Source organism: Candidatus Hamiltonella defensa 5AT (Acyrthosiphon pisum) (assembly GCF_000021705.1).
Classification (GTDB): Bacteria; Pseudomonadota; Gammaproteobacteria; order Enterobacterales; family Enterobacteriaceae; genus Hamiltonella; species Hamiltonella defendens.
This window is the reverse complement of sequence record NC_012751.1, coordinates 923,037-942,637: the sequence shown is the minus strand read 5'-3', so window position 1 is coordinate 942,637 and position 19,601 is coordinate 923,037. Positions and strand designations below refer to the sequence as shown.

Below are 19,601 nucleotides of genomic sequence, written 5' to 3'. Positions count from 1 at the left end.
AAATAACATTGAAATACCATTTAATTGTATGTACGATTTGATAAATGAGAATTGAATACGATGCAGTGAAAAATCATCGCAATATTTTGGAACGTGGACTGAGCTTTGATAGCGTTAAGGATTTTGATTTTTCTACGGCCTTCTTTTTTATCGATGAGCGCAAGAATTATCCCGAAGTTCGCTATCTTGCTGTCGGTTACTTAAAAAATCGCTTACACGTTCTGTGTTTTTCTGACATTAAAAACGGCATCAGAGTCATTAGTTTTCGTAAAGCCAATACCAGAGAGGGCATTAAATATGAAAAATCACTTACCCTTGATTGATAAAGAAGGTGAGGTACGTGAACTCAAAGAGGAAGACTTTGTTTTGATGAGACCCGCTGAAGAGGTATTACCCCTTTCTCTTTTGAAAACGCTCGGCATCCGAGGCCCACAAAAAGCCCCTACCAAGCAAAAAATAACCATTCGTCTTTCTCAGGAAGTGGTAGATGCCTTTCGAGCCACAGGTAAACACTGGCAATCTCGTATGGACTGTGCGATGAAAAACTGGTTGAAAGAGCATTCTCCCCATGATGTCAAACCTTGACCCACTTTTTTAACGCAATAAAGGGGTGATGGTGATCACAAAAGATTCTTTTTTGCTTTTCCCTGACATGCCTCCCCCGAATAAAAAATGGCGGGAGGAACCGACTCCTCGTTGACTCCCGTCTTGAATATTTTGTTCAAAACCACTCATGAGAACCGTTTCTCCAGGCTTGAGCCATACCCGTTGTGGAATAGAGCGGGAGTCGGTATCGGGCGCTTCGATGCTTTCAGTTTTGTTCCTGTTTTCTATTCTTCTCAGCCGATTGAGCGAGGAGATATCCATCATCATCGTCAGCATCATTTTGTCATTGCCCTCTAAGATTTTTGGCATGATGTTAATGTTGGTGCCCGTGGTGATTTCTCCGGGTTCGAGTGATTGAACAGGCTCAGCGCCCGTCGTGGTGTTGCCCGTCGTGACCGACGTTTTGTGCAAATAAGTGGTTTGCTTTCCAATCTGCATTCCCGCAGTGGCTAAGTTCGTGGTCATGATAGACAGTGTTTTCACATCCGATACCTTGACCTGCTCAGACAAGGCTTTCAACAAAAATTGTGACCCCGCCCATTGCGACGCTCTCCCCGTGGCCGTCGGCAAAATTTCAAACCCCCCATTGGCCAGATTCGAGCCCGCATTAAAGGCATTCGCCACATGAATCCCGTATTTTCCTGACAGGGATTTAAAAATCACATTCCAGTCAATGCCTGACTGGTCAGCCGTCTCCGTGTGCACGGTGTACACCACCACTTTAAGCAAGACCTGTTTCGACAGCTTGATATTTTCATCTCGCAGGTACTCCCCAATGCGGTTGACCACTTCGGGAACATCTGTCACCACCACCCCTGAGGTTTGATTGAGACTGAGCCGCCCCCCGCCCGGGGTTAACATGCTTTCCGCGGTTTTTTGGATATCGCCGTAGAGGTCATTGGCCATTTCGGTTTGTTGGGAGGTACTTGAGCCGCTACTCGATCCGCCGCCTCCTGTGCTACTTTGAGTGGATAAACCACTCTTTTGATGATTCTTGAGCGAATATTTCGCATTGGTCGGATCGATGTTAAAACGACGGGTTATCCAGATAAAAAAGAGTGATTTCTTCATGGTGACAACGCCATGAAATGCCTAAACGGGCGGTCACCATATCCAGCAAACCCGCCACCTTGCCAGAGTAAGCGACATCAGTGATCGTACTGTTCATCGAGGCTGTTTCTGAATTCAAGCGACTCGTCTGAATGTCCACCGACGGCAAAGGCATCATGCCGTTGTTATCCAGCGGAGGAACGGGCGAAGGCCCCCTATCCCTCTGCTGAGTTTGACCCTTTCCGCCGAGATGAGAAGCCCCTCTGCTGAGCAATGCCGCGGCATCTGGGGAAATTTTCACCCGGAAACCGCATTGCTGTGTCACATCCTGAGCAAACTGGTAAATCGTCTGAGGTTGAGACGTTTTGTAAGTCATATGACAACGTTTCATTTTCTCTGGGATCGCTTTCGTGACGGATTTGATGGGAATAGGATTAATCCATTGCTCCTCATGAAATCTCACCACAGGACGCGCCATTGAGGAATCTTTAATCATCGAACTGACCTTATCTACATTCGTTTGAGCCGCTTCCATCACGTTATCAATGCGACGATGCACTGCACAGCCAGAAAGAAAGAGTGCAATGCTCATGCAAACCGCTAAAAATGGCCTGTTCATGAGTGTCTCTCCTGGTCATCGACTTTGAGAAGGCATTGGGTGGTATTGATACCGGCAAACAGGGGCACCGTGGCCGTGGCATATAAACGAAATATTCCATTCAAGGCGTCACGGAAAGTGCCAGAAAAGGATAAAGGCGCATCTATTCTGTAGTTGGTGTCGGTATCCCAAACAAGATGCCAGGCTCTCCTTTTTTCGGGGGCACATTTTTCCTAAACCCATAAAGACAAGGTGTCTTTGAGGGTAGAGCCTTGCTCTGCGCGCCAGGTTTTCTCTGTCTGAAGAGGTTTTTGGGGCATATCCTCTGTCTTTTTCACAACAGAGTTTCCTGTTGTATTGAAAATGGGTTTTTGCAAGGAGACCTTCTTTTGTGTCTGAGGGGGTATGGGGGCGATGTGTTTATTCTGAGCCCCCTCAATCCTCATTCCACTGGATTGTTGGAGTCTCTCTTGCGCCAGAGCTATCTTTTGACTGCTCCGCTGTATTTGTGACTCGACAAATGGGGCAGGGGCATTGTCATTATGGCGAGTGGGGGAACCCGTACAGCCGAACAGCAACAGGGAAAAAAGGAGAGTTTTCACGGGGAAGGTCATCAAAATGGGCGATTTTTTGAGCGCCGTGCTGTCGGGGTCAATTGAATTGAGTCCGTGATTTTTCTTTTTAGGGCAGATATTTTTTTGAGGATGACCAGAAGTAAATAACGACAGCGCTGAGGATTTTTTTGGGGAGGGAATGCGGCCCTAATGAAACGACGCCGTCTTTTTTGTTCTTGCCCTCTGTCCTGTTTTTTCATTTTTTTCTCCCCCCTTTTAAAATCACAGTAAGATTGAAATACCGCGTTGAAATGCGCATTTTTTTATAAAGCCCCCTAGCTAAATGGAGATAAAAATCCGCCCGGCGGTCTACGCTTAACAAAGGTTTTATGGCAGTGTTAACAAAGTAAATTAAAGACCTTAAGACAAGCGATAGCGAAGAAAGAAAAGAAGGTGATATCGAGTTTATCAAAGCGTAAAGCGAGTCTTTTTTGTTCTTTTATGCTGAAGAAGAAACGTTCAATCGCAGAGCGTGTTTTGTATTTTTCTTTATCATTAGGTTGAATGCCGGTGCAAACAGCCCCTTTTCGTCGGGGTATCACAGGGCTCTTTCCACTATCCCGGATTAATTTTCTGACATCAAAAAAGTCAACTCCCTTATCAGCGATGATGTAGCTCACCTTCCTCCCATTTCCCTTTATCCACAGCTCAGTAAAGGCTTTCATATCGGAGCGCTGTCCTTCAGATAGACAGGCACTCCGGAGAAAGCGGCCTGAAAGACCCACGTGAATTTGAGTGCTCACGCCTTTTCGGCCGCGCCCTATCGATTGAGGTCCCTTTTTTTAAGGCTTCCTGAGCCGTGTCGGTGGATGGCGACCGTCGTACTGTCTACCCATGTACAGTCCATTTTGATTTTCTTTTTTTGTTGTAAACGATAAAGCAAGTTCCAGAACAAGCCATTTTCACTCCATCTTTTAAAGCGCATATAAATCGTATGCCAATGACCGTATAAATCAGGTACATCACGCCAAGGGATACCCGTTCTCAATACGTACAAAACAGCTGAAAAAAACTGATAATGACTGATGCTTGCAGGTCTACCTGGACGTTTATCATATTTTATAATATGAGGTTCGATTATTTTTATAAAATCACACTCTTTGAGCGGATAGTGCCTGTTTTTCATTTCTTTATCCCCCTAAAAAACAGAGAATATCTTAACATTAACTTTGTTAACAGTGCCATATATAGAAAGAGCCATTGATTCACTGAAACGAAAAGGTATCGAGATTAATGAGCAACTGGTATCTCATCTTTCCCCTCTGGGTTGGGAACATATTAATCTGAGTGGAGATTATGTCTGGGGTAACAACGTTAAGCTGGGATCAGGAAAATACCGCGCATTACGTGCAGTCGATACTACTCTGTACAAAAAACAGTCTTAGCGTGGGATATTTTCCGTTTTCCAAGTGGACCCATACTATAGCGCATTAATCGCCAGGCAATCAGTTTATCGGGGGTCGATTGGTCGGGTAAGGACAGAGCATTACTGAGCCGCCCTCGCCTGAGGGCGCAGCTTGCGACTTTCGCCGCATTAGGCTCAAGCCTTTCAAAGCCTCTTTGTAGAAGCCGGTGTGGCACAGAGATCCTGGTTATGTAATTGGCGATGACAAACTGGATGAAGTAATATCAAATTATTGAGCGTGTCAGGGCCTCCTTTGACGCGGGGAATAACATGATGAATATGCCATCCAGACTCCTTATCCATGATTTGTTGACATATAGGACATCGTCTTTTTTGCCGACGCCATAGATGCTCTCATTTCTTTCTGCCTGTGAGCGTGTACAGCATCTTTCTCGCTTGTCTTTGCCTTTCCCAAGCAGGATCATAGGGATTGGTCTGGCTGATGATTTTGATGTGTCTTCGGATAGGAGTATCGCTTGCTTTTCTCAGGCAAATAACGACCGGATTGCCGTCAGGCCATCGGATCGATTTATCAGCTGAAAATATCCAGTTACGGGTACTTCTTCGTGAAAAATATCGATTTTTAATCCAACGTTTGCCTTTGTCAGGATGCCTTCGACAACACCATGTCCATAATGCTTTCCATATCTCATGATCAACCTGGCTAAACACCTTTTTTGCACACACGTGTCGATGATAATTAACCCATCCTTGAATAAGAGGATTCAGTAAACCTATTAAATTTACTTGCTTAATCCCGATATTTTGTTTGATGAGTCTACGTGTTTTGCTTAGAAAGGCAGCTATATTTTCTTTTGATGGTTTAATCAGACACGTCTGACGTTGACCCTGTTTTCGAATATTCTGCCCTGGAAAATTAAAGCCTTCCGTAATATGCTTAATCGTGGTTTTCTCCGGAGCTAACTGTAATCCTCTAGCTTGAAGGAAGGTCTCTACCACAGGTTTGACTTCATTTTTTAACAGAGCTTCTGAAGCACCGGTAATAATAAAATCATCGGCATACCGAATGAGATTGACTTTATGGATGACCCATTGTCTTTTTTCCATCCGTTTTTGAAGTGGAGTGCTAATAGTGTTTGTAGCGTGTCTAAACACCAATTGGCCAGCGCAGAAGAAATAATACCTCCTTTCGGCGTACCCGAGGAAGTAGCATGGAGCCGCCCCGTCTCAATATAGCTAAGCGATTTAATTTTAGTTACAATATAAAGAACTAATTAGCATGAGGTCACTATGAGTTATTCAGTGGATTTTCGTCAAAAAGTCCTGAGTATTCGAGAGAAAGAAGGACTGAGCATCAGAGCAACGGCGAAGCGTTTTCACGTAGGTACAGATACTCTCAGGCGTTGGCTCAAGCGAATAGAACCGAAACCCTCGGGTCCGCGTCGAGGCAAGATGGATAAAGAGGCGTTTATCAAAGATGTGGCAGAGTATCCAGATAGCTATCAACGGGAACGGGCGGCCCGTTTCGGGGTGTGCCCCAAAGCCATCTGGCAAGCATTGAAAAGATGGGGTCTGACCTATAAAAAAAACTCTGCGTCATCCCAAGGCAAACGAAGAGGCACGACAGGGGTTCCAGGAAAAAATCGCGGGGTATCAAAAGCAGGGTAAATCTCTGGTTTATCTCGATGAGAGCGGCTTTGCTCACGATATGCCCCGCCTCTACGGATACGCTACACGAGGTCAACGCTGTTTTGGGACTCACGATTGGCAGGCTAAGGGCCGCACTAACGTCATTGGTGCCTTATTAGGGGTCACTCTCATCGCGGTGGGCCTCTTTAACTGCTCCATTAACAGCGATGTTTTTTATGCCTGGGTCACTCAGCTGCTCCTACCCGCTCTTCCTCATCCGTGCGTGATGATGATGGATAACGCTTCTTTCCACAAGCGAAAAGATATTCAACACGCCATTCTCAACGCCGGTCATTCTATTGAATATTTGCCTCCTTATTCGCCCGAGTTCAACCCTATTGAGCACACATGGGCTCAAGCTAAAAGAAAAAGAAGAGAACTTCAATGCGACATCAATACCTTGTTTTCAGAACATATTATGTAACTATTCTTATGTCGTTTAGCTATATAACCCGCTTTGAGCCATTTCCTTAAGACTGCTTTGTTCATCGGAACATTTTGCAATAGCCAATCATGTGAAATATCATCAAAGCAGCGACAAATATCACATTCAAGTATCCATTGAGCTCTATCTTGCTTAGCTAATACAGAGTGACATTGCTCTATAGCATCCGCTGTCGAACGCCCGCTGCGAAAGCCATAAGAATGAGGATCAGCGCTTCTGCTATGGGTTCTAGAGATAACAAGTGAAGGACTTGCATTGCCCTGTTTTTCATACCAGGGATCCCCAAAGCTCGCCGTTGATCCTTTTTCTTCGGAATATAGACCCGCTTTAATGGTAAGGGACGATAACTTCTTAACTTGAGTGTTTCAATCGCTTGGGTTTTACTGGAGGGAGTAGGCCATGTTACACCATTAACCCCAGGTGTGTTTTTACCTTGATTTTCTGTGACGCGTCGTACGGCCAATGCTTTGGCACTGTATGAATGCGTCAGCAGTCGTTGTAAAGCGTTCACTTTACCCCAGCGTTTTTGCTGCCATGCCTTAACAATACGAATTTGAAGCTTTTTCACTTCTCGATAACATTGAGACCATACAATGTTTGTCCAATCACCGCTCAAGTGTGAAGGTGCACCAGGTATGACTGCTCCTGTCATCTGCTTTCCCTCATTCAAAATAGTCAAATATTCTTGTCAAGAAAGACCCAGTGGAAGTTTGTCCACTTTCGCGCAGGAGAATGTTGATTTTATTCGCACCCCTTATCTCAATGATTACGATTGAGCCTTCGCTTTCTCCACTTTCCTTTACCCGCATGATGATCAGCATTTCTTGCGATTTGCCTTGCTCTGAACGAGCCACCCTACGGGCTTACCGTGTTCCGCTTTGATGACATGAATGGGTTAGGTCCTGCCTCTACTCCAGTGATGTTGATGTTCCTGTACTCGTAGAGTCGCCCGAGTAGCCCATCACAACCCTTTTGGTTCAAGCCTGTCAGCATCTTTGGCTGGCGGCTTGATTATGAAGTTTTAAACAGCAGTTCACTTATGTTGACCATACCATTCAGCCTGGCTCGCTGACCGCTTTGATGCTGGCAGTCGTTGGTTTCACCTCGCGGTTCTTCCTTCTCTTACGAAGCGTTTCATTGTCCTGAGCGCTTCAAACCTCGCCGTTACCAGCAACGCTTGGCTCAGTAGGCTAGCACTGGGGAAACAGTGCGTCTTGCTCCCTCTACAGAGTTAAGACAATAATCAAAACGACTTTCACGTCGCACCGATTCAATCAAAATGTAGAGATATCCTTTCCCTTTTTTTGTCTTTAATGAATACAGAATATCGTTTTGATACGCCTTCATGTCTTCATCGACAAAAGACCCCGACTCCACTTTCATCCATCGTCGTGAAATCACACAGGGCTTTTATCTCATCAGGAAGCCATATCTCGAAGAAGTCTTGAGGCGTCTCTTTTTCATGGAGAAACTGGCGAAAAACCGCATCATGGGGGGTTGGGGTGAATTTCTGGGTCATCGTTATACATTCAATGTCAAAATGATTAATGAGCTTATCACAAATGCGTGACAGAACCCTTTCTTGAAAGGAAAGACATCATATTCCCAATCCCCCGCTTAAATTAACAAAAAGAAGGATACATTTGATGAATTTTTTTCATCAAAAATCCCAGATAAGGATGAAATGTTTTGATTATGGGGTCTGACGCTGAGTGGCAGGAAACCCCGAGCTAAGGCATTTTCAAGATTTTATAGACTGTTGAGCGGGCTATGTTTAATTACTGAGATAACGCTGTGGCCCCAATGCCCTTTTGATAAAGCGCTTTCACTTTTTGATGGTTTATCGACCGCTTACGACCAAATTGAACGCCTTTGGCTTTCGCTTCTGTTCGTCCTTCATTCGTTCTTTCCAGAATTCTCTGGCGCTCTGCTTGTGCGACAGCAGAAAGAATGGTAGCCACCATTTTGCCCATCGCCCCTTCTGTGCTCATGCCATCATCCAGCAATCGAATCGCCACGCCCGCTTGGTCAAATTCTTTGATTAACTCGATCATATCAGCGGTGTCTCTTCCTAATCTATCGAGTTTTTTAACCAGAACAACATCTCCCTCTTCTACCTTGAGCCGTAGAAAGTTGAAGGCCATCTCGAGCCGCGTGACTCCCTGTCATTTTATCAGTAAAAATACGGGTATCTTTAACGCCTTCTGATTTCAGCGCCTTGATTTGAATATCCAGGGATTGTTGTCTGGTTGATACACGGGCATAAGCAAAAAGTCTCATAAAAAATGTATCCTGAATCGTTTGATAGACAGTGTGTCTACTTATCTTGAAAAAATCGATTTAAAAGACACTTTATCGGGCTTATTTTTATCTGTCTATTAATTTATAACTTCTTAGAACACCGAGTGAACTATTAGTTCAAATGAGCGTTTTTTTAAAGTAATTAATAACTTAATTATATAAATTATATTAAAAATAACGTAAGTAAACTATTTAGGAACATTTATGCCACTTTCATTTTCTAGAACGATTGCTACTAAAAATATCGTTAACAGCGGTTCTTTATTGCCATACAATACGGTTAGTGCTGCTGATATTTCATCTAATTTATTTAAAGAAATTATTAATGTTAATAACTCTAAACATACGCTGAGCAATGAAACATTAAAGCAAATACTTATTGATTCTTTTGACCCTGCACCCTTTATAAACTCGAGTAATCTTTTTAACGATTTTGAAATATTATCAATCAGAATTTACACTGGGCCAGCGTATAAAAAACTCAACGAGGATTTACGTAACAATAATCAATTGGATAAAAAAAATTCAGCGCTTAATGAAGGATTAAATTCAGCTTTTAAAAAAATCCCTATTAACCAAAAACACATAAAAACTTATCGAATTAGTGATTTTAATGATTTTAAAAGTGAAGGGCAAACCTCTCAGGATGCTGGTTATCTTTCTACTTCCCTCGATGCAGAACTAATAAAAGATATTATTTATATCCCTGGTGGTACAGCTTCGATTATTTTTGGGAAATCCGGTATATGTATAGATGACTTTGCCGTCCTCAGTGATGAAAGGGAAGTGTTATATAATAAAGATACGGAATTTAATATTCTATTTAAAGTAAAAGATGAAAATGGTACAACTAAACGAGTACTTGAAGAAACAATTCTGCCTAAAAATACAGGTAAAGAAGAAAGGCTTATTGAGGCATTAATTTTGCCTTAAAAAAAATGTAAAAGTTTGAATTTAATCTGACATTTCAATATATTTAGTCTGAAATGAAGGAGAGTTAAAAATGAATCAAACAGCAAAAATAATCAAACCAAAATTAGGTTTACTTGAGCTGGCGAAACAACTGGGTAATGTTTAGTCAGCTTGCAAGGTTATGGGGTACAGCAGGGATAGCTATTACCGATTTAAAAAGCTTTACGAACAGGGTGGTGAGACTGCGCTTGTTGAAATAAGCCGAAAAAACCTATCGAAAAAAATCGGGTTGAACCTTATACAGAACAAGCGGTTCTGTCGAAAAAATAATCTGATAGATTAAGGTCAAATACTGACAGCATAGCGCGCGATTTTTATTTATAGTAACCCTATATTTTTATATCTTGGAAAACACCAAAATGATAAAGACATTGCTCAATACTCAGGTTGCTTCTATTAATACTCTGGTAAACCAGAGTATTAATAGAACCCATCCTTTTGGATCGAATCTAAAAGGCGCTAGCGATAGACATATTTCCTTTAATTCTAAGGATCCTTCTTCAAAAAAAGAGGCTGATGAATCCGATGGGGCGGTTAAACCGAGCGTTTACCTGAATGGTTTTCCTTGTGATGTAGCGCCTTTTGAAAACCATAAATGGACTAAAACTAATGAGCTAAACAATGGTATTCCGCAACAATGTAGTAAAGCTGTGGTTGCTCAATTGAAAAACAATAGATTGATTACGGATGAATTAAGCCCTATTGATTCTAATAATCTAAACAATTTTATTCAGCAACAATTTAGCGAAACTGTGGTTGAGCAAGTTGTATCAAAACAAATAGAAAGATTAGAAACAAAGCCTGAATTTTTACAGGGGCCGCCAACGAGTAGATCGATTAATTTTATCTCCGGAAACAACCTTGGTGAGTGGGTGATGCATCAAATAGTGCAATATGGTGAGGAGCCGTTAGCAGGCAATCCAGACAGTGAAAGACCCTTTGTCCAGCTTGATTGTCGCATTCATTTTCTACAGGGCAAGCCAGTAAAAAATGAATTGTTGGTTCAAGGAAATGCCAATGCTGGTTCTGCATTAAAAATTCTTGATACGCGTTCAATGAAAACCAGAATATGGCAGTGGATTAGCAGTTTTTTTACCGGAAGTAAGACTGCGCTAGTTGACAGGATTAAAAAGAGTGCTCCGTTAAATACGTTTCAAGGGTTAAATACAGTATCGGTTAAACCTGCTTTAGATGAAATGAATACATCGGTGGGTGAGGTTGGTTCTAACGATTTTCCAAATTCGACAAATGGGCAAAATGTTTCGACTGTTCTGACTGCGAACACTAAATCTCTATTAGCAAACTTAGATGAAACTCAAAAAGTGCAAAATACTGAATTAAATGTCAATCATCTACAAAGTGATGCCAAAGTGGTTGAAGGCAAATTTTCCCCGGAGCTGTCAGAGTGTCAGCAGTTAGAAACAATATACCCTAACCACCGATCAAGTACGGATTCTGGAAAGAATACTATATTAAATAATGAGCCGTTATTAGCTAAACCGATTGAAGGTTCAAAAGAAGAAGTCGCTGCAGTTGCTAAACCACCGGTTAAAGGTAAGCTCGCAGTAAATAGGAAAGCCAGTAATCAAACAAAATCAAACCTAGAACAAGAAATGGCTAAATTAGATGAAACGAGAAAATTTATAGAAACTAAATTAGTTAAAGCTGAAGAAAATAGACAAGCTCTTCTAGATAAGAAAACTCATATGAATCGGAATAAATACGTTAATATGGTTAAAGCTAACCTCCTTGAACTTGAGAAATTGCGGCAGGAGAAGTCGGCTAACGATGTACTTCGTAAGAAAAATCTCACTGAATTAGCGGCGTTAAAGAAAAAAATTGCAGATAACGAAAGATCTGAACGCGCTAGGGTTGGGCAGCAGCGAAAGCAAAAACAGGTTCTGTCGAAAAAATAATCTGAAGCGCTGGGTGTCTTTATTCAGGACACAGTTAGTCTGCTAAAGAATAAAACTGTTTCCAGGCTGGGATAGTGCCTGGGTTTTCGAGCTGTCCTTTTTTGAGCATCGGGTGTAGCTCAATTCCTGCAATAGTGGCCTCTGCTGTTTTAAACGATTTAAATCCCAGCGTAGACTGAGTGATGCGTTTAATGCCCCGATGGTCTTGCTCTACCAGATTATTCAGGTATTTTATTCGGCTCACCTCAATCCACAAAGGCAATAGTCCGTAGAGGCATAAAAGGGTATTATCTGTAGTGGCATAGTTAATTTGGCCACCTGATAAAAACCAGGTGATAGACTCACGTTATCAAAAAAGGGGGAACAATGAACAAAAAACACAAACTCCCCTACAGCCCTGAATTTAAGCTAGAAGGGGCTCAATGAGTGACAAAACAAGGATATAGGGGGATAGAAGGAGCAAAAGCCATGGGCGTGAGTATCATCGCCCTCCGTGATGGGGTGAGGCGGTCAATGAGCGAAAAAAGTGGACAAACTATTTCCCAAGGTAAAACAATGACAGCAGACCAACAACGGATTCAAGAGCTGGAAGCCAAACTCCGCAAGGTTGAACGGGAGAAAGATATCCTCAAAAAGGCTTCATCTCTCTTAATGTCAGAGTTCCTGAACACTTCCCGTGAGTAGAGAAACTTAAGAAGAGCCATGCAGTGACACGCTGATGTCAAGTGTTTGGGATACATCGAAGCCGTTATCAATATTGGGTAAAGGGGGTTAATAGAATCAAGCCTGAACAGATAGAGTGACAAGCTCAGGTACGTCAGGAGCAAGAACGATGTCTGCCATGGTATCAGAACGGGGTATTCCGCCAAGTCGCTATCGGGCAACGAGAGTCATGCGTCAGTTGTAACCGGTCAGCCATCAGCCACCGACTCATCAATATAAAAAGGCGAGACAGGAACATCAGGCTATTCCTGACGTGTGAGCGCGTCAGTTTTCTGTGGCTGCCCCTCATCAGATGTGACCTATCTCTGGGCAGGGAATCGTTGGACCTGTCTAGCCGTACTGATAGACCTGTTTGCACGTAAACCGACAGGATGGGCCCTCTCTTCTTCCCCAGACAGTGAATTCACCTGCAAGGCATTGTGGATGGCTTATGAATCAAGAGGACGCCCCAACGGCGTCAGGTTTCATTCAGCTCAAGGTTGCCATGACACGAGCCTGACGTTCAGGCAGCCACTCTGGCGCTATCGTATGACCCAAAGTCTCAGCCGTAAAGGTCATTGTTGGGACAACTCTCCTATCGAACGCCTGTTCAGAAGCCTCAAAACAGAATGGGTACCCAAAGCAGGGTATCCAACTCAACAAGAAGCCAGGCGGGATCTTGTTGATGATCTCATTGGCTACTACAGTCAAACGCGGCCTCATCAATACAACGGGGGATGAACGCCAAATGAACCGCAGCGGTTGTACTGGAAAAAACACAAGATACTGGCCTGTTTTACTTGACCACTACAGACAGGCCAATGGGTGGCATAGTCGTTACAAAGTTTTAAGCAACGGGCCGCATCCGGATTCACTGACTCGTAGTTATCCAGGGTGACATCGGAAAAGCGTTCAGGCAGGTTCAAATTATCCATCAGCGTTTTAATTTTTGAGCGCTTGCGGTATTTTTCCTGCTCTGCTTCCGCTTGCTGTAACTCAGATAATTTTTCGCTCAGGCAAGCAGGGCATTCGGTTTTTGTCTCAATCTCTTTGCCGTAGAGTGCTATCTGCGGCAACGTTGTTTGAATACGCCGTGCCTGTCACAGATGGCGTTTCTTTCCTCACAAACCGTGTGCTCTAGTGGCTTGGGGGGCACACTCAGGTCTGCCAGCTTTTGGCGAACAGTGGTCATTTCTGCGCTGTAGTTCATAGAACCTCCCTCGACAAACACTCCCTCGCCCAATCAGGGAGCTGCGGTTCTCCATAGTCTTTGTCAGCAAAGCTATCTGCGACAAAGTGGGCCTTGGGTTGCTGGGTTCGTGCCGGTTGTTGCGGCTCGAAGAGCCCTTGCCAGCCGTTGGCGATACTGGCGTTGATAATGGCTTCCGGCTGATGCCCATTGTCTCGGCACTGGCCTGGCAGCTTGATAGCCTGAATCACCGTCTGCTGGGATTTAATCGGCTTGTTGATTTCCTTTCGGTACTGCACCCAAGCATCCCAGATGGGTTTGGGTAGCCAAGTGGGAAGTTCTGGTGAGCTTTGGTCAAACGATTTTGATTTTTCCGCAAGGGGGACTATAGGGGGTTTATTTGGTTTTAATATATTGTCTTTTGTAGTTTGTCTTTTGTGTTTGCCTGATTCGGGTAAGACTTTATGTTATTACCTGATTCAGGTAACTTGTCATGACTTAATTGGGATAACTGTACCTCATTTGGGTAATCGTTCGGTTGATTACCTGATTCGGGTAACATTTCATTCACACAAGTCTTATCTTTCCACTCACTCAGGCATTGATTTATTCCTACAAACCGTCCTGATGAGATAAGGATTTTTCTTTTAAGTAATGCACTTTTAGCTGCTGAGCATTTATGCGGCAACAGTCCTGTTAATTCCGATATCTGCCAATTACTCACCCAGTCTATTTTTTTGTTATAGCCATAGGTTTTTCTAATAATTGCCATAACAACCAAAAGTTGGTGTTGTGTTAAACCTGCGGTTAGTATCCCCTCAAGAAGTTCATTTGAAATTCTGGTGTATCCTTCTTCCAGATCAATAACATTAATTTTATTTTCTTCTTTCTGAGCTTCAAAATCAGCATAGGTAACATTAGTCATGACATGGCTCCTGTAAATTGTTTTCTTTAAATAAATAGGCGTTTGATAAGCTACTTCTCAATTCCCATTTATCGATTTCATGTAAAATGACATCAATGTCTTTGCACAGATAATCCAAAATTTCAGGGAGCTACGGGATGGGTCTAAATTCAGCTTCTCCCGCTTCAAGATACTTATAGATGTTGGCGGCAACTTCTCTTGATCTAATTAATCTGCTATGACTTTCGTGACTAATTTCAAGCTTTATTTTTTCCTGCTGGGCAGGGGAGATATCAACAATTCTCATGTTAATTTCCCCCTATGCAAGTACGTACAGGTTGACGACCGGCCCAGATTAGGCGGCTATATTTGAACATGGAGTGGAAGGTACGGCAGTCTTGGCGTGTAAATGACACTTTGCCGTAAGGCTCAGTCGCGTATTCTGGGATAATCCAGTAGGTATCAATAAACTCAAGGCGAGTTGGGGTGGTAGCAACCATAGCGGTGGCCTCCTTCGTGGGTTCTTTCAAACCTCGCATCCCGATGCTAAACGGGGTGGCGAGACGTAACAGGGTTAGCATACCGGCCACGAAGAACCCGGCGAGACTTGCGTCTCCCCCGCTACGTCCCACCATATTTAGGGGCGCAACGCTGGTTATCACGGACGCAAAAAAACCGCTTACGCGGCTAGTGTCCGCTTCATGGATTGGGATGCTAAACCCGGCACCCGTTTTGTTGGGGTGCTGGATAGAATATAGCGCATGTTTCGTCCTTGCGTCAATTCATCCATTCGTTGTTTGCCGAAAATCGGTTCATCATGACGTTTAATTAGGCTGCTATTTCTAGATTTGACAGTTTCGCCAATTTAGCAATCCCTTTAGGCGTGATACGAACCTGTGTTTTTGTTTCATTAATGCCATTAGTGTGCGTAATCGTTGTTACTTTGTGCTCAATCAATCCCTGTTGAATTTTGTCCTGATAAGCAATCCACGGACTGCCTAATCGTCTGTAAATCCATTTATTTTCACTCAGGAAATCAAACAGGTCTTTGGGGCGTAGTTGTAATTGTTTAGCGGCATCAGTCACGCACATAGCATCATCGGATCTGGCGATTCGCTCTAAGGCGGCTACATCAGGTTTCATTTCTTCTATTTTATGAGTGAGTTCTTTGTTGTGTTTCTTTTCTTGTAATAAGTTTTCCAATACAGCAATTTCATCATTAGGATTAAATCCAAGTAATTTCTCTTGCTCTAGCTGTTGCCATCTATCGACTAATCTTGCTGTAAATTCAGGACAGAGTTGAGCAACCACAATGATACTGTCTCGTTTCCCTTGTTCACCCTGAAACATATAAACTTCAGTGAAACGATTTGGGCTATTTGATTGTTTATTCTCAACTTTCCTCACTGGGGGAAGTTGAATAGTGCCATGGTTTGCAAGGCGTTCTATTGATTGTTTAACTTTGTCATGGCGACTTCCAACGAGTTCAGCAATTTCTAACGAAATCATTTGAAGTTTACTAATGATTAAATTCATATTAGGTACCATTTAGCTCATGTTTTGCTCTTTCGTCAATGCGTACATGGGTTTATGCCACAATTCCGTTATAGCTTTGGATGCAGCAATAATACGAGCGACAATAAAGCCCTGATTAATAATAGTTCTATGCCACCTGACCATATTTTTCGTGGGTAAACTGACCGTTCCAGTCTTTCTTCATTGGTAGCTTATCTTTGAGATATTGCTGATATAACCATGAAGCCCCTTTCTTTAGCAGAACAATTTTGTAACACTGACGTTGCCCAAAACCCGTTGTTGCAATATAGGGTGACTCGGTTAAATATTTATCGCGTGAATAAGCCTGTACTCGCCAGACATGAGACTTGTAGATATCCTTTTCTGCATTGTAGAGAAAATGACGCGATTCGAGAAAAAGGTTGACCTGGTTAATGTTTACGCCATTAAGCTGTTTGCAAAACTGGACGGGGGACATACCAACCTGTAACAGGTTTTGTAAGCAATCAATTTCGGTTTCAAGTTGTTGAACCTGTACACCTAACAGTTGAACTTTTTTGTGTTGCTCAGCCCAGGCAATTTCGGATTCAGCAGGGTCAAGGAAATTAGGTAAGCCTAAAGTTGTTGGGTCATTCGGTAGTGATTTTTGATTAAAGTAAGCAGATTCCATTTTTTCAAAGAAAGACCAGGCTTCATCGGTATCAACAATTTTTGACATACGAGCTGCGCCTTTTTCTGTCCACAAAATCTGCTGACTTGTATATTTACTAACCAACCCGATATTATCGGGTACCCTCTTAAACTGTTGTAATTCATTACCTTCCAGCTTGAAATAATGGATACCTTCGACAAAACGAGATTTATGGTTTGCTAGATTAGCTTGAATGTTTTTCATGCTGGCACCATACCCTTTAGCAAGGGTTTCTGTAGTAACAACACGAATATTTTTCCACTCGATAATAGGTAATTGATTAGAATCGATAGTAATTAATTCAGTTTGCACCGCGGCTTTCCTTTAGTGAGCCAGGTATGATGCAGGTTGAATTGCAAAGAAATTAAATGAATTTTGTTGAAAGGTGTTGACGGGGTACAATTTTGCTTGTTGACCCTGAAGCGTTTAAACTCGACTTAAAAAGGAGATACAACAATGGGCCAGGTTGCATTTGATACTCAAGAATTCGTCGAAACCCTTGAAAACGCAGGGTTGCCGAAAGAGCAGGCCAGAGCGATTTCTATCGCTGTTCGCAAGTCACACGAAGTGGCGGATGTAGCGACGAAGACCGATATCGCTGAGGTAAAACGCGATTTAGAAGACATACGTAAGGATTTATCTGCTGAGATTGCAGAAGTTCGTAAGGACATGGAAAATCGGTTTGACAAACTGGGGTTACAATTAACAGTCAGATTAGGTGGTATGTTAATACTCGCAGTAGGTGCGCTTACAGCTATTCTCAAACTTGTCCTCTAAATTAACCCTCAAAAAGGGATGTCATCGTCCAATTGATGTGATGTCGCACTTTCTGTTTGACTTGCTAACGGTTGATTTTGCTGAAGTTTATTTTCCTGCTTACTGGAAAAATCCATCTCGTTAACTAGAACAACAGCGGTTGTTTTTTCTATGCCGTCTTTGCCAGTCCAGCTTTCGAGCAAAAATTGCCCAATCACGGTCACTTTGGTTCCTCTAGTCAGATAAATGGGCAACTTTTCAGCTTTGACACCAAACATCCGACACTGCACCCAAGAGATTTTCTCATGCTCACCGTATCCTTGCTTGACAGGTAAAGAGAATGTGGCAATCAGTTTACCGTTTGCGGTGCTACGAGTCGTACAGTCGCCGCCAAGATTGCCGGAGAATATCACGGTGTTTATTGTCATTATGTTGTCTCGCTTATGATTGATGATGTCAATCAACTTTTTTCTATGACATCACAGGTAGTGGCAACTAGGTTAAGAAACACTTTTCTTCTTGCTCGAAGTTGATTAGTCTCTTCTTCGTAATCTTTGCGATACAACCTATATTGAACCTTTGAATTGGTGTATAAAACATTTGTAATGAATGCACCTCTGTACGAAGTGCATTGGTTATAAATATTTTATTGTGCATCATTGCCGCCCATCCTAGGCACCCGCCGAGCACCCGCGCCGTTCGAGTATGTTAAAACAATTACCTGTACACCTTGTCGATGTACGCCAGTTCAATTTGTTTATGAACTTGTGTTCAAAGTTCTTGCCTGGTTTACAATCCAAGCCATTTAAGCCAAGCGCCTCGCTCTTTTGCAGGACGGTTAAAGTAGGCTTCTCGTACTATGCAATTAAATTCTGAGATGACTACCCAGCGTTCACCAACACGCGCCGCAGCTGCTTCAGGATCGGTTAACTCAACAACAGGTAATTTGTTGTTGGTTATCATTTTCCTGACCGCGGTTTCTGGCTTTCCGATCAACTCGGCAAACTTTTCTATCGTTACCGCTTCAACGGGATATTGCCCTGTGTAGTCACTCTTAATCATTCGTGCCTCATGTCTTCCAGACCGCTGTAGACCTTTCCTGACCCTTTAAATATCAAAACAGAGCTTGACATCTGTTATGCTTAACACTGGGTGCACTTGCCTGAATTGACCTGATTTGTGGTGGATTTCTCAGCATTTGCTTAAGAAAACATCCTTTATAAAGGATGTTTTAAACATAATAATCCTGAGGAAAGGATAATGTCAAGTGAGTATGGAAAAAAACTAAAAGATATTCGTCATGCAGAAGGGCTTACTCAACCAGAATTTTCAGCATTAACTGGTATAAGCCTTGGAGCAATACGAAATTACGAAACAGGACAGAGCGGAGTAGGGTTAAACGTTATTGATAAAATTGTGAAACACCCTAAATTGAATAAATATACTATGTGGCTAATGTCCGATAAAACAGCACCAAATGCCGGACAAATTGAACCGGCTTTCTCTCTCAGTGGCTCAGAGGTCTCGGAGAGAAGGATCAAAGAAAATCCTTCCATACGAAGGAGAATGATTGTTAGCACTACATGATTTCTGGATGTTTGCAGAAACAATAATGTTATAATTTATAAGGTTTTTGTTGAACAAAGGAATTAATTCAATGGAATACAACTTCGAGGTGGCAGGAATTTATTATGACAATAAAGATGGAACATCAAGAAAAGATTTTATTAAAAAACATTTAGATATTGACGACTACACTAAAATCAATGTTAGTTTAATTCGCCATGGTGGAAACAAGCATGACAGAAATGCAATAGGTGTTTATATTTCAAAATCAGGATTTTTTGGATTCAATAACTTAATGATTGGCTTTGTTCCTCGTGAAGATGTTAAAGAAATATCGCCAATGTTAAAAGAAGGAGGAGAAATTACATCGACTGAAATTTACAAAGTATGGCTGCCTTCGTGGAGTGATAACGCCACACCGTATGTTCATATCACCATAAATACTAATTGGACAGAAAATGATGTTGAAGAAATGTACAAGCGTATTAAAGATGAGCGAAGAAAAAAGCGTCTTGGAAAAAGGAGTATGTCATCTGCAACTGATAAAAACAATGTAATAATTAAAAAAGTAATAAACTACATACTTAATATAGCAATATTAATTGCTGTTTATTTTTTAATATTCAAATAAAAACATACTCAATTAACTTGAAGATGTAGGAAATAGCGTTTAATATTTTCTCGCGCTACACCATCAGATAGAAGCTGTTTTGCCAGTTGA

Annotated in this window: 29 protein-coding genes and 7 pseudogenes; 12 read left to right on the top strand and 24 right to left on the bottom strand. The window is 42.3% G+C overall.

Annotation, left to right across the window (positions count from 1 at the left end; all coding sequences use genetic code 11):
* Positions 1–44: 44 nt before the first annotated feature.
* Positions 45–323, top strand: coding sequence for a BrnT family toxin (locus HDEF_RS04480; RefSeq protein ID WP_015873100.1), 279 nt, complete (start codon positions 45–47; stop codon positions 321–323).
* Positions 298–585, top strand: a complete 288-nt coding sequence (locus tag HDEF_RS04475) for a BrnA antitoxin family protein (RefSeq protein ID WP_015873458.1) — start codon at positions 298–300, stop codon at positions 583–585. Before HDEF_RS04480 ends, HDEF_RS04475 begins: the two co-directional genes overlap by 26 nt.
* 9 nt (positions 586–594) lie before the next feature.
* Here HDEF_RS04475 and HDEF_RS13060 read toward each other — a convergent pair whose 3' ends face one another.
* The 7 genes and pseudogenes from HDEF_RS13060 to HDEF_RS04450 all read right to left on the bottom strand — a co-directional run bounded on the left by HDEF_RS13060 (position 595) and on the right by HDEF_RS04450 (position 3,994).
* The gene (locus HDEF_RS13060; protein ID WP_238526179.1) at positions 595–1,677 is read right to left on the bottom strand and encodes a secretin N-terminal domain-containing protein; all 1,083 of its coding nucleotides are present in this window, start codon (positions 1,675–1,677) and stop codon (positions 595–597) included.
* Positions 1,634–2,275, bottom strand: a complete 642-nt coding sequence (locus tag HDEF_RS13055) for a hypothetical protein (RefSeq protein ID WP_234809454.1) — start codon at positions 2,273–2,275, stop codon at positions 1,634–1,636. The genes HDEF_RS13060 and HDEF_RS13055 overlap by 44 nt, the downstream gene beginning before the upstream one ends.
* Positions 2,272–2,454, bottom strand: a pseudogene (locus HDEF_RS13050) (TcpQ domain-containing protein); the annotation flags it as partial. The gene HDEF_RS13055 and the pseudogene HDEF_RS13050, both read right to left, overlap by 4 nt.
* Before the next feature lie 33 nt (positions 2,455–2,487).
* Positions 2,488–2,856 carry a hypothetical protein gene (locus HDEF_RS13045; RefSeq protein WP_174888814.1) on the bottom strand — a complete coding sequence of 123 codons (369 nt, stop codon included), beginning with the start codon at positions 2,854–2,856 and terminating at the stop codon, positions 2,488–2,490.
* A gap of 11 nt (positions 2,857–2,867) precedes the next feature.
* Positions 2,868–3,068 carry a hypothetical protein gene (locus tag HDEF_RS04460; protein ID WP_015873457.1) on the bottom strand — a complete coding sequence of 67 codons (201 nt, stop codon included), beginning with the start codon at positions 3,066–3,068 and terminating at the stop codon, positions 2,868–2,870.
* Positions 3,069–3,206: 138 nt separating this feature from the next.
* The gene (locus HDEF_RS04455; RefSeq protein WP_234809479.1) at positions 3,207–3,593 is read right to left on the bottom strand and encodes a transposase; all 387 of its coding nucleotides are present in this window, start codon (positions 3,591–3,593) and stop codon (positions 3,207–3,209) included.
* 35 nt (positions 3,594–3,628) lie between these two features.
* The gene (locus HDEF_RS04450; protein WP_012737981.1) at positions 3,629–3,994 is read right to left on the bottom strand and encodes a transposase; all 366 of its coding nucleotides are present in this window, start codon (positions 3,992–3,994) and stop codon (positions 3,629–3,631) included.
* Between the two features lie 49 nt (positions 3,995–4,043).
* Here HDEF_RS04450 and HDEF_RS04445 point away from each other — a divergent pair.
* A pseudogene (locus tag HDEF_RS04445) lies at positions 4,044–4,253 on the top strand (Tn3 family transposase); the annotation flags it as partial.
* Positions 4,254–4,417: 164 nt separating this feature from the next.
* On the opposite strand, the gene HDEF_RS11370 reads toward HDEF_RS04445, so the two are convergent.
* The gene (locus HDEF_RS11370) at positions 4,418–4,591 is read right to left on the bottom strand and encodes an HNH endonuclease (protein ID WP_268802494.1); all 174 of its coding nucleotides are present in this window, start codon (positions 4,589–4,591) and stop codon (positions 4,418–4,420) included.
* 36 nt (positions 4,592–4,627) lie between these two features.
* On the bottom strand, positions 4,628–5,389 hold the full coding sequence (locus HDEF_RS12440) for a group II intron maturase-specific domain-containing protein (protein WP_052543454.1): 762 nt from the start codon (positions 5,387–5,389) through the stop codon (positions 4,628–4,630).
* A gap of 135 nt (positions 5,390–5,524) precedes the next feature.
* Between HDEF_RS12440 and HDEF_RS04435 the strand changes: the two genes are divergently transcribed.
* Entirely contained in the window at positions 5,525–5,902 is a 378-nt protein-coding gene (locus HDEF_RS04435; RefSeq protein ID WP_012737971.1) for an IS630 transposase-related protein, read from the top strand.
* Positions 5,814–6,347 carry an IS630 family transposase gene (locus HDEF_RS04430; protein ID WP_086934965.1) on the top strand — a complete coding sequence of 178 codons (534 nt, stop codon included), beginning with the start codon at positions 5,814–5,816 and terminating at the stop codon, positions 6,345–6,347. Before HDEF_RS04435 ends, HDEF_RS04430 begins: the two co-directional genes overlap by 89 nt.
* Here the strand turns inward: HDEF_RS04430 and HDEF_RS13970 are convergent.
* The 5 genes and pseudogenes from HDEF_RS13970 to HDEF_RS11360 all read right to left on the bottom strand — a co-directional run bounded on the left by HDEF_RS13970 (position 6,305) and on the right by HDEF_RS11360 (position 8,648).
* A complete protein-coding gene (locus HDEF_RS13970) occupies positions 6,305–6,604 on the bottom strand; it encodes a reverse transcriptase domain-containing protein (protein WP_487249500.1) in 300 nt (99 codons plus the stop codon). The genes HDEF_RS04430 and HDEF_RS13970 overlap by 43 nt on opposite strands.
* The gene (locus tag HDEF_RS04425) at positions 6,526–7,020 is read right to left on the bottom strand and encodes a reverse transcriptase N-terminal domain-containing protein (protein WP_052543453.1); all 495 of its coding nucleotides are present in this window, start codon (positions 7,018–7,020) and stop codon (positions 6,526–6,528) included. Before HDEF_RS04425 ends, HDEF_RS13970 begins: the two co-directional genes overlap by 79 nt.
* A gap of 530 nt (positions 7,021–7,550) precedes the next feature.
* Positions 7,551–7,751: an Rpn family recombination-promoting nuclease/putative transposase gene (locus HDEF_RS13505; protein WP_234810967.1), complete on the bottom strand. Its 201-nt coding sequence runs from the start codon at positions 7,749–7,751 to the stop codon at positions 7,551–7,553.
* Positions 7,720–7,887 carry an Rpn family recombination-promoting nuclease/putative transposase gene (locus tag HDEF_RS13500; RefSeq protein WP_234810969.1) on the bottom strand — a complete coding sequence of 56 codons (168 nt, stop codon included), beginning with the start codon at positions 7,885–7,887 and terminating at the stop codon, positions 7,720–7,722. The genes HDEF_RS13505 and HDEF_RS13500 overlap by 32 nt, the downstream gene beginning before the upstream one ends.
* Positions 7,888–8,146: 259 nt before the next feature.
* Positions 8,147–8,648: pseudogene (locus HDEF_RS11360) on the bottom strand (recombinase family protein).
* Positions 8,649–8,873: 225 nt separating this feature from the next.
* On the opposite strand from HDEF_RS11360, the gene HDEF_RS04400 reads away from it, so the two are divergent.
* The 3 genes and pseudogenes from HDEF_RS04400 (at position 8,874) to HDEF_RS04395 (ending at position 11,557) form a co-directional block, all read left to right on the top strand.
* Entirely contained in the window at positions 8,874–9,602 is a 729-nt protein-coding gene (locus HDEF_RS04400) for an ADP-ribosyltransferase (protein WP_015873453.1), read from the top strand.
* A gap of 70 nt (positions 9,603–9,672) precedes the next feature.
* Positions 9,673–9,902: pseudogene (locus HDEF_RS11355) on the top strand (helix-turn-helix domain-containing protein); the annotation flags it as partial.
* 98 nt (positions 9,903–10,000) lie between these two features.
* The gene (locus tag HDEF_RS04395; protein WP_044612279.1) at positions 10,001–11,557 is read left to right on the top strand and encodes a hypothetical protein; all 1,557 of its coding nucleotides are present in this window, start codon (positions 10,001–10,003) and stop codon (positions 11,555–11,557) included.
* 34 nt (positions 11,558–11,591) lie between these two features.
* Here the strand turns inward: HDEF_RS04395 and HDEF_RS04390 are convergent.
* Positions 11,592–11,816: pseudogene (locus HDEF_RS04390) on the bottom strand (DDE-type integrase/transposase/recombinase); the annotation flags it as partial.
* A 167-nt stretch (positions 11,817–11,983) separates the two neighbouring features.
* Between HDEF_RS04390 and HDEF_RS11350 the strand changes: the two are divergent.
* Positions 11,984–13,063 (top strand): annotated as a pseudogene (locus HDEF_RS11350) (IS3 family transposase).
* On the opposite strand, the gene HDEF_RS12435 reads toward HDEF_RS11350, so the two are convergent.
* The 7 genes and pseudogenes from HDEF_RS12435 to HDEF_RS04350 all read right to left on the bottom strand — a co-directional run bounded on the left by HDEF_RS12435 (position 12,982) and on the right by HDEF_RS04350 (position 16,870).
* Positions 12,982–13,335: a hypothetical protein gene (locus tag HDEF_RS12435; protein WP_015873448.1), complete on the bottom strand. Its 354-nt coding sequence runs from the start codon at positions 13,333–13,335 to the stop codon at positions 12,982–12,984. The pseudogene HDEF_RS11350 and the gene HDEF_RS12435 sit on opposite strands and share 82 nt — an antisense overlap.
* Positions 13,323–13,469, bottom strand: a complete 147-nt coding sequence (locus HDEF_RS12430) for a hypothetical protein (RefSeq protein ID WP_171770470.1) — start codon at positions 13,467–13,469, stop codon at positions 13,323–13,325. The genes HDEF_RS12435 and HDEF_RS12430 overlap by 13 nt, the downstream gene beginning before the upstream one ends.
* Positions 13,466–13,747, bottom strand: coding sequence for a hypothetical protein (locus tag HDEF_RS13965; RefSeq protein ID WP_254591608.1), 282 nt, complete (start codon positions 13,745–13,747; stop codon positions 13,466–13,468). Before HDEF_RS13965 ends, HDEF_RS12430 begins: the two co-directional genes overlap by 4 nt.
* A gap of 119 nt (positions 13,748–13,866) precedes the next feature.
* A pseudogene (locus HDEF_RS13040) lies at positions 13,867–14,373 on the bottom strand (replication protein); the annotation flags it as partial.
* Between the two features lie 130 nt (positions 14,374–14,503).
* Positions 14,504–14,659, bottom strand: a complete 156-nt coding sequence (locus HDEF_RS12420; RefSeq protein ID WP_171770469.1) for a hypothetical protein — start codon at positions 14,657–14,659, stop codon at positions 14,504–14,506.
* 521 nt (positions 14,660–15,180) lie between these two features.
* Positions 15,181–15,900 (bottom strand): phage antirepressor KilAC domain-containing protein, encoded by a 720-nt coding sequence (locus HDEF_RS04355; protein ID WP_015873447.1) that lies wholly within the window; start codon positions 15,898–15,900, stop codon positions 15,181–15,183.
* A gap of 115 nt (positions 15,901–16,015) precedes the next feature.
* Entirely contained in the window at positions 16,016–16,870 is an 855-nt protein-coding gene (locus HDEF_RS04350) for an ORF6N domain-containing protein (RefSeq protein WP_015873446.1), read from the bottom strand.
* A gap of 144 nt (positions 16,871–17,014) precedes the next feature.
* On the opposite strand from HDEF_RS04350, the gene HDEF_RS04345 reads away from it, so the two are divergent.
* Positions 17,015–17,335 (top strand): CCDC90 family protein, encoded by a 321-nt coding sequence (locus HDEF_RS04345; RefSeq protein ID WP_015873445.1) that lies wholly within the window; start codon positions 17,015–17,017, stop codon positions 17,333–17,335.
* Between the two features lie 8 nt (positions 17,336–17,343).
* Here the strand turns inward: HDEF_RS04345 and HDEF_RS04340 are convergent, their stop codons facing one another.
* Positions 17,344–17,742: a single-stranded DNA-binding protein gene (locus HDEF_RS04340; protein WP_044612452.1), complete on the bottom strand. Its 399-nt coding sequence runs from the start codon at positions 17,740–17,742 to the stop codon at positions 17,344–17,346.
* 361 nt (positions 17,743–18,103) lie between these two features.
* Positions 18,104–18,376, bottom strand: a complete 273-nt coding sequence (locus HDEF_RS04335) for a regulatory phage cox family protein (protein WP_015873444.1) — start codon at positions 18,374–18,376, stop codon at positions 18,104–18,106.
* 198 nt (positions 18,377–18,574) lie between these two features.
* Here HDEF_RS04335 and HDEF_RS04330 point away from each other — a divergent pair, with 198 nt between their 5' ends.
* Both HDEF_RS04330 and HDEF_RS04325 read left to right on the top strand, forming a co-directional pair.
* Positions 18,575–18,901: a helix-turn-helix domain-containing protein gene (locus HDEF_RS04330; RefSeq protein ID WP_015873443.1), complete on the top strand. Its 327-nt coding sequence runs from the start codon at positions 18,575–18,577 to the stop codon at positions 18,899–18,901.
* A 70-nt stretch (positions 18,902–18,971) separates the two neighbouring features.
* A complete protein-coding gene (locus tag HDEF_RS04325) occupies positions 18,972–19,511 on the top strand; it encodes an HIRAN domain-containing protein (RefSeq protein ID WP_044612277.1) in 540 nt (179 codons plus the stop codon).
* Positions 19,512–19,601: the final 90 nt, after the last annotated feature.

What these genes read in the sequence shown, in the direction of transcription:
- HDEF_RS04335 (WP_015873444.1), bottom strand. Translation starts at nt 18,376, where the DNA reads ATGATTAAGAGTGACTACACAGGGCAATATCCCGTTGAAGCGGTAACG.
- HDEF_RS04340 (WP_044612452.1), bottom strand. Translation starts at nt 17,742, where the DNA reads ATGACAATAAACACCGTGATATTCTCCGGCAATCTTGGCGGCGACTGT.
- HDEF_RS04460 (WP_015873457.1), bottom strand. Translation starts at nt 3,068, where the DNA reads ATGAAAAAACAGGACAGAGGGCAAGAACAAAAAAGACGGCGTCGTTTC.
- HDEF_RS12430 (WP_171770470.1), bottom strand. Translation starts at nt 13,469, where the DNA reads ATGAACTACAGCGCAGAAATGACCACTGTTCGCCAAAAGCTGGCAGAC.
- HDEF_RS12420 (WP_171770469.1), bottom strand. Translation starts at nt 14,659, where the DNA reads ATGAGAATTGTTGATATCTCCCCTGCCCAGCAGGAAAAAATAAAGCTT.
- HDEF_RS04395 (WP_044612279.1), top strand. Translation starts at nt 10,001, where the DNA reads ATGATAAAGACATTGCTCAATACTCAGGTTGCTTCTATTAATACTCTG.
- HDEF_RS04435 (WP_012737971.1), top strand. Translation starts at nt 5,525, where the DNA reads ATGAGTTATTCAGTGGATTTTCGTCAAAAAGTCCTGAGTATTCGAGAG.
- HDEF_RS13055 (WP_234809454.1), bottom strand. Translation starts at nt 2,275, where the DNA reads ATGAACAGGCCATTTTTAGCGGTTTGCATGAGCATTGCACTCTTTCTT.
- HDEF_RS04450 (WP_012737981.1), bottom strand. Translation starts at nt 3,994, where the DNA reads ATGAAAAACAGGCACTATCCGCTCAAAGAGTGTGATTTTATAAAAATA.
- HDEF_RS13505 (WP_234810967.1), bottom strand. Translation starts at nt 7,751, where the DNA reads ATGAAAGTGGAGTCGGGGTCTTTTGTCGATGAAGACATGAAGGCGTAT.
- HDEF_RS13500 (WP_234810969.1), bottom strand. Translation starts at nt 7,887, where the DNA reads ATGACCCAGAAATTCACCCCAACCCCCCATGATGCGGTTTTTCGCCAG.
- HDEF_RS13060 (WP_238526179.1), bottom strand. Translation starts at nt 1,677, where the DNA reads ATGAAGAAATCACTCTTTTTTATCTGGATAACCCGTCGTTTTAACATC.
- HDEF_RS04325 (WP_044612277.1), top strand. Translation starts at nt 18,972, where the DNA reads ATGGAATACAACTTCGAGGTGGCAGGAATTTATTATGACAATAAAGAT.
- HDEF_RS04400 (WP_015873453.1), top strand. Translation starts at nt 8,874, where the DNA reads ATGCCACTTTCATTTTCTAGAACGATTGCTACTAAAAATATCGTTAAC.
- HDEF_RS04425 (WP_052543453.1), bottom strand. Translation starts at nt 7,020, where the DNA reads ATGACAGGAGCAGTCATACCTGGTGCACCTTCACACTTGAGCGGTGAT.
- HDEF_RS04345 (WP_015873445.1), top strand. Translation starts at nt 17,015, where the DNA reads ATGGGCCAGGTTGCATTTGATACTCAAGAATTCGTCGAAACCCTTGAA.
- HDEF_RS04330 (WP_015873443.1), top strand. Translation starts at nt 18,575, where the DNA reads ATGTCAAGTGAGTATGGAAAAAAACTAAAAGATATTCGTCATGCAGAA.
- HDEF_RS04475 (WP_015873458.1), top strand. Translation starts at nt 298, where the DNA reads ATGAAAAATCACTTACCCTTGATTGATAAAGAAGGTGAGGTACGTGAA.
- HDEF_RS04480 (WP_015873100.1), top strand. Translation starts at nt 45, where the DNA reads ATGAGAATTGAATACGATGCAGTGAAAAATCATCGCAATATTTTGGAA.
- HDEF_RS04355 (WP_015873447.1), bottom strand. Translation starts at nt 15,900, where the DNA reads ATGGTACCTAATATGAATTTAATCATTAGTAAACTTCAAATGATTTCG.